Origin of the sequence: Phormidium sp. CCY1219 (assembly GCF_035615515.1) — a bacterium.
Classification (GTDB): domain Bacteria; phylum Cyanobacteriota; class Cyanobacteriia; order Cyanobacteriales; family Laspinemataceae; genus CCY1219.
This window is the reverse complement of record NZ_JAJENT010000421.1, coordinates 1-14,464: the sequence shown is the minus strand read 5'-3', so window position 1 is coordinate 14,464 and position 14,464 is coordinate 1. Positions and strand designations below refer to the sequence as shown.

Genomic DNA, 14,464 nt, shown 5'->3' with positions numbered 1-14,464 from the left:
CACCGCCTGGGGGCGATCGCTCCCCAACTGTTCTCGAATCTCCGAGTACAGGGTGGTTGCAGTGGGAGCGATCGCCAAGGTGCGGATCTCCACCGCACAACGCTCTTGCAGTTGCCGCAGCAGTTGCGATCGCATTCGCGTATAATTGCAACGCGCCAGAAACAACTTAAAAGAACCCTCCGACATCTCGATCGCCCAAGCCAATTCCGACAAGGCGCGATCGTTCTCGGCGATCGTGTCGTCATGCAAGCGTTGGTGAGCCATTATCGCAACTCCTTCGCTTCTGCCAAAATCGGATTCACATCAAACCACGATCCTGCCTCGTCGTCGCAATACTCATACACGAACATACTGCGAATCAAGGCTGTATATCCATCCGAACCCGCCACTGTTTTCTGCCGTGCTACTTGACGCAGCAACACCCATTCATCATTAGTTATCGCCAGAATGCGCTGGTTGCGATAGGTGCGAATCACCTGTTCTATCGTATCGCGGCAGATCGGCACCCCGCGTTGTTTTTTAATCCCATCGTTGAGCATTCGCAGGAGATTTCGCACGTGACCGCCACTGACGCGACACAAACGGTCTAAAGTTTCCAGACTATCGAACACTGCGCTTATCTTTTCCAGGCGCTGGTGAGGCGCTAACTCCGGAAACGCCCGCGCTAGTACCATTTGTCGCAACAACTGCATGCCCTCAGTGCATTCCCGACCATCTTTATACTGCACCGGCACCATCGGCAAAACCTGGGGGCTGGCCAATCGCTGCATCAAGGTGTCAAAGTCGTTGGAAAACCGCAAAGCAAGCGGGATGGTATAAACAATGTGGCAGTGCAGTCCGCGCAATTGCTCGCCTCGGTCTACAAATAAATATTCGTGCTGAGGTCGTCCCCAAGGTTTGGGAGAACTATCCACTCTATCCAGACTGTCGATAATCACCACCAGTCCTTTTTTGCCATGCTGGGCGAGTTTTTGGTGGGCGGGTTCTAGTAGTTCTTGGTTAATCGCTTCGAGAATGCCATTGGTGCGCGGTTCCAGATATCCGCGCAATTTCGCTCGCAGATCGGGACTGGCTTTGGCTTTGGCGGTAATTGTGCCGATGCCCGGAACTAAGAACTGCCCGGAAACCTCTCCTTGTGTGTTCGCGGAAATTTGACCCCCTGGAAACTCTCCCGTAATATCGAGATCGAGGTCGATTTCGGTTTGTAACAGTTTGGCGGCTCCTTGCAGGAGGGTTTTGAGTCCTTTGGGTTCTTTTAGGGTGAGATTATCCAGGCTTTGACTCACTTTCAGGGCGATCGCCAGCAAAATATCGCCCACATCCACATCCCCCATTTCCAACTCTCGAGAGGAGTCAAAATATACCACGTGAAAGCCTTGGCACTCTAAATCTGCCTTGAGTCTGAGCAATTCGGTGGATTTGCCACAGCCGATATGCCCGGTAAAAAGCTGGCAGGTGGGTCGATCCGGCGACCACAAACTGATATTATCTCGCAAGTTTTCCACAATCTGCCCGCCACGCACGGCAGAAAAATCGATATAATATTGATGGTCTGCTTCGCAATTCTCTACGAAGAGAGTTTTCCCCGGATCGGTGGCTCGAAAAAACTTTCTGAAATCTACACTCATCGCTATCACCACTATGACGATCGGTCGCGATCGCTCGCGGGAAACGGCGTCGCTGTTGTAATGCTGTTACTTTTCACCCTGATTTCGTAGCGTTCGGGACACTTTTGTTCGGTTCGCAGATGCATTTTCCCGATTTCGTTATAGCTTACCACAGCCTTCTTTGTCTAGGGGTCATTAAAATTATCCGGTACAGCCGGGATTGACCGCCAGCAGGCTTTCGCCAGCGATCGGTCAATTTAACTGAGGAACCGCTTTTCCGGAACACCGGTCATCAACTTGGGAAAGCCTTGCTCCGGGAGACTTCTAGAGTATTGCGCCTGGGAGACGACTGCTTTTTAAAGAGATATAAACTTTTACAAATTATTGTTAAAAATTAACCGGAATTGTAATGAGTTTAAGATAGAGTTTGGGGCGAGTTGATGGAGCGATCGCCCCCTAAAACTTGGCGCTTCATTGCCGACAATTTTCAATGCGTGATTTGCGGAAAAAACAGCAGTATTATTTTAAATATAAAACCATTTAGACAAGCAAAACATTGCCAGGTTTCGCACGGGGGAGGGGTATAAGTCGGCGGTAGGCCCGGGGAGGCGTTCCCCCCAGGAGGGAACGAGTTGAAAGATTAGTCCGCGTAGGCGGACTATAGCGCTAGCGCCCCGGGCTAAGCTAACACCTGCCGAGGCGCGATTTCAATCACCCGCGTTAATTGGTGACTCACAACCCATCCGACTCGCCGATATTAATTAGAATTTGGCAAGGTTCTCACCGTCAGCACTTGCGGGGGAGTAGCATCGGGGGGGTAGAGAAAATCCACTTCTACCAAGCGCCGATCGCCCGGAGGGAGGGTCAGGGTCAGCAAGGGTTCTCCCGCTTGTCCCCGTCGCTGGACCAAGTGAAAATAGCGGGTTTGGGGCAAACCTTCGTCATCATTATACCGCACTCGCACCGTACCGCGAAAGAAGACTTGCGGATCGCGCGGTTGGAAAAATAACAAAGCATCCATATCTTCATCTTCTTTCAGGGGCGAAGAAATGGTGAGACTCACCTGCTGGGTGCGATCGCTGAAATTCGCCAGGGGCAGGAAAAGATTATACTCAACCCCATAATTCCCGTGACCGAAATAGGCGGTATCCGGATAGCGGGTCAACATTTTCGCACTTTGAATTTGTTCGGTACCCAGAGTAATCCGATGCAGAGTATTCAACGCATAAGAAAACGCCTCACCGGTGTCGGGAATGGTCAAATAATCCACCGAGGGAGTATCCGTGAGTTGCGATCGCCACTGCGACCCCTGCGCCACCCCCGCCACGCGACCAAATACCACATTCATCACGCTCGGATCCAGGGGAGTGGGCGTTAAATCGCGCGGACCGGCCAATCCGGCATTTTGCAACAATCCCTGCCATTCTGCCAGAGTAGGCGCGCGTTCCGTGCCATCTTCCCGCAAGGGCGATCGCATAGCTAAGTTTGCCAAATATACCGGCCCGCTACTCCACAATCGCATCATGGTCGATCGTGCATTAGAAGAAGGAACAACCGTTCCCACCGGGATCGGATCGTTCATCAACAAAACCATTTCCCCGGGGGGAATTTCCAATTTAGCCGGCCAATTTTCCTGTCTTTTCCCGCGCAAAATATCATTCATCACCCGACTTCCCGGCCCAGAATACACTTCTCCATCGGGATTTGCCACCATATCCTCTAATTCGATAAATAAAGCATCCGGACTGGTTAAATAACTCGCCCCTTGCAGCACCTCTAAAATCACCGGTTCGGCGGTGGGATTGTAAGCGATTAATCCCTGATAAAACGTGCGAGTTTCTTCCGGCGATCGCGCTCTGGCAATATGATGAGCAAACAGGTCAAATCGCCCTTCAAAGGGAAAATTTAAGTGTGCTTCCGGTACCGCAAACCCATCCGGCGGAAAAGTCGAGAGCAAAATTCCCGGCGTCAGCACCACTTCCGGACTGTTGCTGTTAAACACCGGCACGCCATCGAGTTGCCCGGGTAAGGGGCGCACGTCCTGAATATCCACCACTTCTTTGGGCGGGATCCGGTTCATGTCCGGGATGGCATCGAAGGAGGGCAAGGGGTCTGTTTGTGGCAACGAGTATGTGGGTGGCACCGGGGTCTGAGGTTGGGTGACAGTATCGGTTTGGGCGATGGAAAACGCCAGCAAAAGTGACAGCATGAGTGAGGTAAAGTTGGCAAACGACAACAATGGAACGCGCGATCGCGCTGCGAGTATTTTCTCTCAAGTTGGCCGGAAAATCCGGGGGATGAAAGGATAAGAATTGCGAATGGTTATCGCTAAAAAAACTTATCCTTGACAAAGGACAAATTGAGTGTTTAAGATAACCAGATGTTTCCAGGAATCGAAAATTTATCCGACGGTTTATCCGGGGAACTTTCTCACCCAGATAGTCGTTCCCGAAGTAGGGAGTACGCTGAATCATGCATAGCAGATTAGGAGGTTGTTCTGAGGAATGAGCGCATTCGATTTTTTCAACTCAACTCGTCAAGCGATCGGCAAAAAATATTGGTGTGCAATGAGGGCGGCGATCGCGGTCGTGGGACTCAGCGTCACCGGAGGGTTGAGTACCGGCGATCGGGCGATCGCCCAAGCAGTTCCCAGCACATCCAACCGCACCTACTGTCAAAACAATGGCAGTTCCGACGGTTCTAACCGCCAAGCAATCTGCATTTTCCCCAGTGGCAACTTTTACGACGGCGAACTTAAAAACGGCGTCAGACAAGGACACGGCACATTCCTATTTGCCGATGGTACGGAATGTTCCGGCGACTTTCGCGATAATCTCCTCAATGGCAGGGGAACCTGTAGATTTCCCAACGGAAACCTCTACCAAGGGGAATTTCAAAATAGCGTCAGACATGGCACCGGCACCTACACTTTTGCCGATGGCACGGAATGTTCCGGCAGGTTTGAAAATGGGCAATTAAACGGTGAAGGCATCTGCACCTTTCCCACCGGCAACCGCTACGAAGGGGAATTTCGCAACAACGTTCGACAAGGAACCGGCACCTACACTTTTGCCGATGGCACCCGTTGCGAAGGTCAGTTTGAGAATGGGCAATTAAACGGTGAAGGCATCTGCACTTTTCCCACCGGCAACCGTTACGAAGGGGAATTCCGAGATAACGTCCAACATGGGAAAGGGGCGTTTATTTTCGCCAATGGCACCCGCATCGAAGGCACCTGGAATAATGGAGAATTTCAGGCCAACAATGCGACTTCTGGGGGGTAAAATTAGGGGGTGGCCCGCTCCACCCTCCCAGTGGTTAGGAGGCAAAATAATCAGGAATAATTCTGGTTTCTATTTGCCAGGATTGGTGGTAAAATAGAATAATTATTTGTTGCCTTTCTCCGCTTCGTCTTCTAATAAATTGTCCGGGTTAGTTTGCAGTTTTTGGATTTTGGCAGTGGCTTCTTTATAACCGGCCAAATCGCCGCGATCGGAATAGAGTTTTGCCGCTCGCTGAAAATCAGATATCGCCGCTTGAGTGTGACCCAATTGATATTGGGTAACGGCGCGGTTGTAGTAAGCTTCAGCGAAGTGGGGATTTTGCTTCAATGCCTCGGTGTAATCTTCGAGACCTCCTTGGGTATCCCCTTGTTTGACGCGACCCAATCCTCGGTTATAATAGGCGATAGGATTGGTAGATTTGAGGTTTAAAGAAACGGTCCAATCTTCGATCGCCTGTTTGATATCGTCGAGTACGGCATGAGAGACGCCGCGATTGTAATAGGCATCGGCATACTTGGGATTAATTTCAATGGCTTTATTGTAATCTTCAATCGAGCCTTGAGTATCGCCTAAATCGCGGCGCACGCAAGCGCGGTTGTTGTAGGGGGCATCGTAGGTGGGATTGATAGCGATCGCCCGTTCGAAGTCAGCGATCGCCCCGTGGTGATTTTTCAGGGCGGAACGGGCCACGCCGCGATCGTTGTAGGCGGCAGAATTGTTAGGATTGCGCTCTAATTCCACATCAAAATCGGCGATCGCCGGTTCGTAATTTTTCAGAGCCAAATAGGCTTTTCCGCGATGGTAGTACACCTCCATCAACTCCGGATTGACCTCCAGTTCGCGATTGAAATCCGCCAGTGCGCCTTGATTGTCGCCCATTGCCAACCGCGCCTTACCGCGCTGGTAGTAAATCTGACTCAGGGAGGCATTGTGGGCCAGAGCTTGGCTCAAATCTTCTACCGCGCCAGGATTATCGCCCATTGCCGATCGCGCCGCCCCGCGATTGCCATAGGCGATCGCATTGTCCGGCTCCAGTTCCAGCACTTTTGTATAATCTTCCATCGCCCCGCGATAATCCCGCAGGCGATAGCGAGCCGCACCGCGATTAGTATAAGCGTTAACATCCTGCGGATCGAGAAGGACGACCTTTGTATAGTCTTCGATCGCCCCGGCATAGTCCGCCACTGCCGCTCGCGCCACGCCTCGGTAACTATAACTGCGCGCCAGTCCCGGATCGTTTTCCGCCATTCGTTCGATAGCGCGGGTATAATCTTCAATCGCTTCTGCATAGCGATCCAAGCGGTGGTAGGCAACGGCGCGGTTGTGATAGGTATAGGGAAACAGGGGTTTCATGCGAATCGCCTCATTATAATCCGCGATCGCCCCTTCATAGTTCCCCGAATTCAAGCGCAGATTGCCGCGTTCCCCAAACCCCACCGGATTGTTCTCCGGAGTTTCGATGGGAATTTTTGCCCGACATTCCAGGGCTTTTTGACTCCATCCCAATTCCTCATAAACCTCTGCGGCGCGTTCGTATTGTTGTCGCCGCTCGAATTCCAGGGCGCGACATTCCCGTGCTTTTGCTGGTTCCCCGGCAATTTCATACTGTTGAGCCGCTTTTAACCATTGCTTCTTCTCCGCAAATTCAGCCGCTAAAATCTCCCCTTTCTTGCGCTCGTCGTTACTATTAAGCCAGCAGCGTTTTGCCGCTTCCCACTCTTCTCGGTCTTCCCAGCGTTGCGCCGCCGCTTCCCACTCTAACTCCGCTTCCAGGGCATAAATTTCCGCCAGTTGCCCTGACTCGGTTCTATCGGTTTGCGCCCAACAATTTGCCGCTTCTCGCCACTGCTTTTGTTTTTCAAATAAGTGCGCTGCCGTTTCCCATTCTTCTAATTCTGCAAAGACATTCGCCGCTGCCAAATACTCTCGTTTTTGCACCATCAGTTGCGCCCGCGCTTGTTGCGCTCTGATGCGATCGCCGGCTTTTTCAAAACACTCGATCGCTTGCGGATAAAACTCCGCTTTTAGATAATACAAGCCGCGATCGCGCCAGGTTTGCGGCGTTGCTTCCACCCGATCGTGCTTCACGAACTCCGGATTTAACGGTAAAACATAATCGATTAACTCTTTCTGGCTCCACATCGGCGAAAGGGTCGATTCCCAAATATTCAACAGGCGACGGGCGCGCGTCACCGCCACATAAAGCAGGTTCAATTCGAGCTGCAACAAGGGTTTTTCTTTCTGCTTAACCGAACCAATTCTAAACAGCCGATTCCACAGCTCCTCATTCGCCGCAAAAAATTCCACCAAGAACACGGTATCGAATTCCAAGCCTTTCGCTTCTTCGATGGTAAAAATTAACGTGGATTCAAACTCTTGAGCTAAGGTTTGTTTTTCTTCATCGGTGCGGACTAAAATAGCATCCGAGGGATTTAATTCTTCTAAAATGGGTTTTAGCGCTTCGGGGGGTTGGGCAATCAAGCGTGCCGCTTCGCCGCGATTGACCCCCGGTAAAGACACATGCCCCAGGGGAACATTCAACAATCGCGATCGCAGTTTGAGCAATTGATTGGCTAAATTGACCAAACTACCAACGCTGCGGAAGTTAAAGTTCAATGTTCTTTCAATGGCATCGCGATCGGTTTGGTAAAACTTTTGTTTCAAATCTTCCCAGCGAAAGCCACTGGGGCTAATCATTTGATGCAAATCTCCGGCGAACAAAAACTGACCCTCGGGAGCGCATAGCTGCATCAGCAGTTCCAGGTGCAATTCGGTAAAGTCCTGCACTTCATCGCAGACAATTAATTGATAGCGATCGCGCTCACCATTGCCCACAACCTGTAGGCCCTTGCGCGCCAAGTCAATTTCATCAAATCGGCCATCTTGCCGCAATTTCTTCTGATACCATTCAACAATTTTATATAAATCGTATCGCTGATTTTTCGGAATTATTGTAAATCCTTTTTTGCTCAAGCGCTCGTATTCTTTTTTCGACAGGGTATCCGAATTAGTGGCCAGTTGCGACCCTTTGACAATGCTGCGAATTTCATCCCAGACTAAGGCAGGCGGATAGGTTTTTCGTTTGGGATGGGCTTTATACAGTTCCCAAAACCCGAGAAAATTGACTTCTTCTTCCGCGCGGTACGTTTCGCCGGCTTTTTGTAGTAATTCCAGGCATAAATCCCGCAGGGTTTTAAACTCAAAAATGGATTGCAGCAGGGGATTTTGCTTGCCTACGAGATGCTGAAACTGCTCGCGAGCATTGCTGACTAGCAAGGGATTGTAAGCCACATAAAGCCGCTTGCCCTGGGGGTAATCCTGCCAGCTTTCCAGCAATCGGTAGAGCGCCACCGTGGTTTTTCCGGTGCCCGCACTGCCAGATAAAAAGAGGGTACCGGGGAGTTTAATCAGTTGAGATTCTTCCACGGACAATTTCAGTGGCAAGTCGGCATCTTGGGAAACGATCGCCTGATGCCATTGGGCTTCGCTTTCGAGGACTTGCCATTGGATGTTGCCCAGCAGTTCGTCGCCGTCAAAATCCGGGGCGATCGCCAATTCTTCTTGTCTGACTGTTTCGAGGGATAAGCGGTTCTCTGGCTTTTTGGTGGGGCGATCGCCATCCCAGTCCCCAAGGGTTTCCACCGCTTCTGCATCCAGCCATTGAGCGTCGGGGGTATGATGTCTGGCTCTTGCCCGTCGGGAAACATCATCGTGATCCAGACAGAGGTCTTGAATGGCGAGATAAACTTGCGCCGAACCGGTTTCGGGTTGGCGAGATTTTTCGTAGGTAAAAATCAAACGACTGGCGCGATCGATTCGGGCTTCCCAGACTCTTTTGGCGATGCCTTTGAGTTTTTTTACCCGCACTCCCCCATCGAATTGCTGCGCTTTCAGTTTTTGAATGCAATGCCAAACTCTTTCCTGAAAGTTGCCTTCAGGAAGCTTTCGTAGAAAATCAACAATTTCGGGGTGGAGTACAGCAGGAATAGACATTTTTAGGCGGCTCTTAGGCTAAGATAATGGCTATATTAGCTCCCTCCGCATCTCTTTGGCATCCGATTGAGCTTAATTCTCCTCAGAGACGCGGTTCGAGCAGGTGCAGTCATGGCATAGTTATGTATTTTACACCGCGATCGCCATGCGCGCATTCGTGCCGCGCCTGTTTTTCCGCCACCATTGGATTGAATTCTCCTCTCGGGGGGATTCGCCCTCCCAGGCTCCCTAAGCACATCTACTTAGGATTTGCGGCGGAGGGAGGCGAAAGCGATTCTCGTCATTCATCAGCGATCGCCTCTGATGGTTGCTAAAATTAAATCGCAAACTCTTCGGTAATGCTGGGTTCTTCTAACGCCACCCGCACCCGAATTTGTTCTGGCGGTTGTCCGCTCCATTCCATTTGCAAGGCGCGATCGCTGGGATGAGCGGCGACTTCATGCAGAATCTCTTCAGTGGGGGACAACAAGCTCAGTTTTAATCCATCAGGCAAAGACAGGCGATCGCCGGTGGAGTACAGTTGTACTAAAACCCCCATTTGCCGCTCGGATTGGGCCTCAATCGTCACGACTAATGCCAAGGCGCGATCGGGCGCTTCATCTCCCAATCCCACGAACTTTACCCCTTTCACCCCCGCAGTTTTAAACACTAATTCCCAGCAGTTGTCTTCGGGACAAACAATTTCTTCTAGTGTTTGCCACTCTGGCTCGAAAATATTCCTCTCCCACCGATCCAGATCGATCGGCTTTTTGGGGGATTCCCCTGGTTCTTCTCCCCAGGTTTCCAGCCAATCGCCTTCTACATCTTCGATATAAAGATTTACGTGTTCGAGCCTGTAATTGATGCGCTCGTCTTGCAATCTTTGGGCGGATTCCAGAGCTTGCCATGCACGTTCGAGTCGGTCTTTATTGGTATGTTCTAAGGTTTTATTCATGTTGTTGCTGTCTTCTTTTCTCATTCGCGATTCGGTCAAAAAAAATTGCGTTTTACAATCCACTCGGTTAAAAACTAAATTTCAAATACTTGTAGTCGGCTAAATGATTGCTGTTATGCAAGACCACATTCACTAATTCCCGAACGAAGGCTTCTTTACCGGGATTGTAACTGACAAAAATTCCCCGTTCGATTTCCCAAGCTTGCAAAGTTCTTTTCCATTCTTCATATTTATACTCCGAAAATTCGTCCGACATGCTGGTGACTTGCACGCACAGGGGTTTTCCGGTGGGACTGCTAACGATCGCATCAGTAGCCATCGAAAAATCCGCTACATAGCGCTGCACCACACTTCCCTGTCGGCTTTTTATGTTTTGTGCGATAACGTCAATAACTTCTGCATCATCTTGGCTAAACTCTCCCGATCTTAACTTTTGTTTCCAAATGTAAAATTTATTATCTTGTTCGGTAAACCATCTGGGAAATAGGTATTCATACCAATAGCGAACTGGGGGAGGAATCTGGTGCAAAAACGATTCTCGCTCCGCGTCGGTTAGCGGTTTGAGGGCTAACCAGACTTCCGCATCTTGGATGACCTCTAGGAGAAACCCCATGAGCAGTTTTTTCTGCATCAGCTTGCCCGGTTTCATTTGTTCGATCCAACGCCATATCTCCTCTAACCGCGTGGCTAACGCTGGCTCTAATGAGCCGGAAATCCTCATCAATTCCCTAAGTTTCGTCTCGATCGCCGTGGCTTGCAAACACTCCCCCATTAATGTAAGCTGACGCCTTCACCAGTGGATCTAGTTCCTATTGTACTCAACTCGGGGACGCAATGGAAGACCCTAGCGATCGCTCGCGCGAATAAATTTTAGATTTAATCCCATCAGGGCTTGACAAATTCTCTCGATTGCCAGAAAATAGTTTATCCGCTTACAATGGGGAAATTATCTTGTCAATAATCCAACGGGTTGTAACCCAGGGGAAGGGACGTGGGAGAGCTGCGGACCTGAGTGATAGATGAGAGTGGCGGGATAACCCAATCCCCGAAACCATCGAACCCGGAAAGCATTTTATTGTAGTTGCCACACCTTAATCGTGTTGTCCTGACTGCCACTGGTGAGGGTTTTGCCATCGGCAGCGATGGAGAGAGAATGAATCGTATCGGAATGGGCTTTTAAAGTTTTGAGGAGTTGACCGGTAGCCAGGTCCCAGAGTTTGATCGTACTATCGAGAGAGCCACCGCCACTGGCGAGCAGGGAAGTATGGGGAATAAAAGCGATCGCGTGAACGGCATCAGAATGACCGTAAAGAGTGCGGACCAACTGACCGCTACTCACCTGCCAAATCAAAATCGTGCTATCGCCACTACCCCCTGCAACCCATTGCCCATCGGGGCTAAACGCCACAGAGCGAAATCGATAGTAACCGCCGTCGAGAGTTCGCATCAACTCACCGGTATTCACGTGCCAAATTTTAATTGTATTGTCAAAACTGCCCGAAGCGAGAGTTTGTCCGTCCGGGCTAAAAGCGAGGGAAAACACCCAACCCGTGTGACCCGAGAGAGTAGCGATCTGCTCGCCGGTAGACACCCGCCATAACTTAATCGTATTGTCAAACCCGCCACTGGCGACAATTTCACCATTGGGACTAAAGGTCACCGACATCACCCAAGCGGAATGGTCCGAGAGGGTATGCAAGAGACGACCGGTTTGGGTATCCCAGAGTTTGATCGTGCCGTCGCCACTGGCGCTGGCGATCGTATTGCCATCGGGTGCGATCGCCACAGACCAAATTTCCTGAGAATGGCCCGATAAGCTATGGCGGACTTCCCCAGTGACCCGATCCCAAATTTTCACCGTCTTATCCACACTCCCACTGACGATGGTTCGACCATCCGGATCGATCTGCACCGAATTCACACCGCGCAGATGACCCGCGAGGGTTTTAACCACGCTCAGATTGTGGGAAGTTTGGGCACGAGTGGGCCTTGAAACTAAGGAGACTTGGCGGTTCGATTCCGCCACCGCCTCCGGAATCACCGATTGAGTAGATCCTCCCAAAGAGAGCAAACCAGAAAAGCGCGGCAATCGTAGTTCTCCATAGAGCTGAACTGCCGTGCCGAACAACACAGCGACAAAACCAGTGGCGAGCAATCTTTGGGTTAATTTGGTTTTTTTGTATTTGAAGCGCGATCGCCGTCGAGAGTGCGGGGGAATTTGGCGAAACTGATTTAAGCGAGTCGGGATGCGCGCGACGGATTGTAACGGTTGAATGCTGCCGACGCAAAGGGGCGATCGCTGCTGTAGCGGTTCGCCGCCCCAGGGTTGCTGCATTTCCCGTTCGAGTTCGGCGAGGCGCTGTAAAATCGCCTGAGTATTCGGCGGTCGATTCCCCGGAAAGGGAGCCATCATGTAATCGATCAGATCCGCCAGGGGATTGGGAATTTGGGCATTAGTGGGAAATCTGCCACTGCGATCCTGACGCCACTGGAGCTGACCCGTGCGGGGATCTTCGGGAAATTCATTCGGTTCTTTTCCGGTGAGTAGAAAAACAAACGTGCGTCCGAGGGCGTAAAAATCCGATTGGGGCACCGCTTTGCCATTCGCTTGTTCGGGCGGGGTGTAACCGGGGGAGACAATGCCGGTGATGTTATGACCGCCACCCACTTTTGCCAGATAGGTGCCGGTGACTTCCCGGGCGCTACCAAAGTCGATCAGGGCCAGTTGCCCGCTGAGTTTGAGCATGATATTGCTCGGTTTGATATCCCGGTGGAAAAATTGCTGGCGGTGGACGCGATCGAGGATTTCGGTCAGTTGTTGGAACCACTTGAGGGCTTGGGGTTGGGGAATCGGCAGATGGTGGCGATCGCTCATCCACTCTAACAAGTTGCGCCCTTCGATCCGTTCCATCACCAAACAGTGCAATGGCTCTACGCGATTGCGCGGCGTGAAGGTAAAATAGCCATCCGGCTGCACTTGCGGAATGCCGGGGTGATGTAATTGGCTCAAGACCTGCGCTTCTCGCTGAAATAAAGACACCGCTTTCGGATTGCGATCGAGCAGAACCTTGAGCACTTTCAGGGTGCCCCGGTCTTCTACTTCAAAGGTTTTTGCAAAACCCCCTTCTCCTAAAAGACGTCGCACCCGGTAGCGCCCTTGCAGGAGCAAAGACGAACCGCATTGCCGACAAATAGGGTTTTCTCGGTTCAGGGGATCGGCGGCGTTAGGGCAATTGGGGTTCAGGCAATAACTCACAGCGGTACATCCAAAGAATTGAGTTAGTTTGATTATGGTGACGTTAACCCCCAGAACACAACCCCCGAAAGTGGGAAACCGCCTACTGTGAAAGACAGAATCCGAGACCTGCGCTCGGGGTAGGGGGAAGGGGAAACTGGGCGATCGCCCAAGACAGCACAGAAGCACAGAAGCAGCAGATGTGATTTTACGACCACGGTTGTCCCCTCTCAATTCTATCTACAGGCTCTTGCCCCTGCCACAGAGCTTTAGCGTTCAGCTAGGAAACGCCTGTGGAGAGTTCGACTGCTATGGGATAAGCGAGAGCTTGTGGCGTCAGTTGGCTCGCACTGAGGAGGAACCGCGCACCCTATCCCTCAGGGTCGGTGTCGGGAGGATGTCAGAAGATGTTTTGCCTCCTGCATAAAAAAGAGGGGCTTGTGCCCCTCCGATGGTGGTTGGTTTGAAGCGAGAACTCTTTGTCCAATCGCCGAAGCGATCGCTTCGGGTTGGCTTAAGACACCGGTTCCACGCGACCGTAGAATACGCCGCGAATCTTCATATCCAGAGCTTGTTTCGCTCCTAAGTCCGTATCCGAGGGCTGTTCGCTCTCGAAAATCCCGGCAATTTCCCCCGTATTGGGGTTGACTTTCGCAACGCGCAGAGACATGTGGCCTTGACCGGTCAGCGTCCGTTTGACGTTAGACCGAGCCAATTCGTCCGCATCGGCACTGGCGGGCAATGCGACTGCATTATCGTAGCCGGTCGCTTGACCGCGTCCTTTGGGATCTAAGAACAAGGAGCCTCGGTAAGAGGGTACCTTGTAGTCGCCTTCAAAGTCGGTGGAGGTGTTAATGCTATCGACTCCGGGTTGAGAGGAAGCCACCAACTGTTTGATGGTAAATAGGAAGGGGACTTCTTCTCCCCCAGGAAGCAAAACCGTAATCGCTTGGAAGTCGATTCCATCTTCTTCAATGAAGGTGAGCCGACCATCGTCGCCAACTTTCAGCGGCCCTTCCACCTGAGTTAAGGTGGAGGTATAGCGGGTCAGGGATTTGCCCGGAACGAATTCCGGTTCTTGCCGTTTGTTGCTCGGTTCTTCCAAAACGAAATATTCCGTCGGTTCTAAGCACAAATCGGTTAGCTTATAGGATTTAGAGCCGTCAATGGGAATGGCACCGCGAGCGGTTTCTTCTAATTGGGGGCAGCTATTGGCTAACCCCGTACCTCTGATGTCGTCGTAGGTGAGTGGTTTATTGTCGGATGGCCCTTCACTACAAGCCGTTAGCACGCTCAGGCATAACGCCAGAAGTGCAGCAATTAAAGCGCGATACCTCATGATAACCTCCGATACGTTTGGAAACCCCCGTGCTTTAGCCGGGGGAGGAAAAACGAACGTGCGGCTTTAGCC

10 protein-coding genes are annotated in these 14,464 nt (G+C 51.3%); 1 reads left to right on the top strand and 9 read right to left on the bottom strand.

The window, feature by feature from the left end; all coding sequences use genetic code 11:
* The 4 genes from LKK83_RS09590 to LKK83_RS09575 all read right to left on the bottom strand — a co-directional run.
* On the bottom strand, positions 1-264 hold a 264-nt coding region (locus LKK83_RS09590; protein ID WP_324630862.1), incomplete at its 3' end, for a hypothetical protein.
* Positions 264-1,628, bottom strand: a complete 1,365-nt coding sequence (locus tag LKK83_RS09585) for an ATP-binding protein (RefSeq protein ID WP_324630861.1) — start codon at positions 1,626-1,628, stop codon at positions 264-266. The genes LKK83_RS09585 and LKK83_RS09590, both read right to left, overlap by 1 nt.
* 11 nt (positions 1,629-1,639) lie before the next feature.
* The gene (locus tag LKK83_RS09580; RefSeq protein ID WP_324630860.1) at positions 1,640-1,780 is read right to left on the bottom strand and encodes a hypothetical protein; all 141 of its coding nucleotides are present in this window, start codon (positions 1,778-1,780) and stop codon (positions 1,640-1,642) included.
* A gap of 584 nt (positions 1,781-2,364) precedes the next feature.
* Complete coding sequence (locus LKK83_RS09575; protein ID WP_324630859.1) at positions 2,365-3,816, bottom strand: DUF3370 domain-containing protein; 1,452 nt, start codon at positions 3,814-3,816, stop codon at positions 2,365-2,367.
* Between the two features lie 295 nt (positions 3,817-4,111).
* On the opposite strand from LKK83_RS09575, the gene LKK83_RS09570 reads away from it, so the two are divergent.
* Positions 4,112-4,891 (top strand): MORN repeat-containing protein, encoded by a 780-nt coding sequence (locus tag LKK83_RS09570; protein ID WP_324630858.1) that lies wholly within the window; start codon positions 4,112-4,114, stop codon positions 4,889-4,891.
* A 102-nt stretch (positions 4,892-4,993) separates the two neighbouring features.
* Here the strand turns inward: LKK83_RS09570 and LKK83_RS09565 are convergent, their stop codons facing one another.
* The 5 genes from LKK83_RS09565 to LKK83_RS09545 all read right to left on the bottom strand — a co-directional run bounded on the left by LKK83_RS09565 (position 4,994) and on the right by LKK83_RS09545 (position 14,392).
* Positions 4,994-8,884: a tetratricopeptide repeat protein gene (locus LKK83_RS09565; protein WP_324630857.1), complete on the bottom strand. Its 3,891-nt coding sequence runs from the start codon at positions 8,882-8,884 to the stop codon at positions 4,994-4,996.
* A gap of 316 nt (positions 8,885-9,200) precedes the next feature.
* Positions 9,201-9,842 carry a DUF1822 family protein gene (locus tag LKK83_RS09560; RefSeq protein ID WP_324630856.1) on the bottom strand — a complete coding sequence of 214 codons (642 nt, stop codon included), beginning with the start codon at positions 9,840-9,842 and terminating at the stop codon, positions 9,201-9,203.
* A gap of 43 nt (positions 9,843-9,885) precedes the next feature.
* Positions 9,886-10,590: a hypothetical protein gene (locus LKK83_RS09555; RefSeq protein WP_324630855.1), complete on the bottom strand. Its 705-nt coding sequence runs from the start codon at positions 10,588-10,590 to the stop codon at positions 9,886-9,888.
* A 300-nt stretch (positions 10,591-10,890) separates the two neighbouring features.
* On the bottom strand, positions 10,891-13,074 hold the full coding sequence (locus LKK83_RS09550) for a serine/threonine-protein kinase (protein WP_324630854.1): 2,184 nt from the start codon (positions 13,072-13,074) through the stop codon (positions 10,891-10,893).
* Positions 13,075-13,567: 493 nt separating this feature from the next.
* Entirely contained in the window at positions 13,568-14,392 is an 825-nt protein-coding gene (locus LKK83_RS09545; protein WP_324630853.1) for a photosystem II manganese-stabilizing polypeptide, read from the bottom strand.
* Positions 14,393-14,464 lie beyond the last annotated feature (72 nt).

Coding starts and splice junctions, on each gene's coding strand:
- LKK83_RS09585 (WP_324630861.1), bottom strand. CDS start 1,628: ATGAGTGTAGATTTCAGAAAGTTTTTTCGAGCCACCGATCCGGGGAAA.
- LKK83_RS09575 (WP_324630859.1), bottom strand. CDS start 3,816: ATGCTGTCACTTTTGCTGGCGTTTTCCATCGCCCAAACCGATACTGTC.
- LKK83_RS09570 (WP_324630858.1), top strand. CDS start 4,112: ATGAGCGCATTCGATTTTTTCAACTCAACTCGTCAAGCGATCGGCAAA.
- LKK83_RS09565 (WP_324630857.1), bottom strand. CDS start 8,884: ATGTCTATTCCTGCTGTACTCCACCCCGAAATTGTTGATTTTCTACGA.
- LKK83_RS09560 (WP_324630856.1), bottom strand. CDS start 9,842: ATGAGAAAAGAAGACAGCAACAACATGAATAAAACCTTAGAACATACC.
- LKK83_RS09555 (WP_324630855.1), bottom strand. CDS start 10,590: ATGGGGGAGTGTTTGCAAGCCACGGCGATCGAGACGAAACTTAGGGAA.
- LKK83_RS09545 (WP_324630853.1), bottom strand. CDS start 14,392: ATGAGGTATCGCGCTTTAATTGCTGCACTTCTGGCGTTATGCCTGAGC.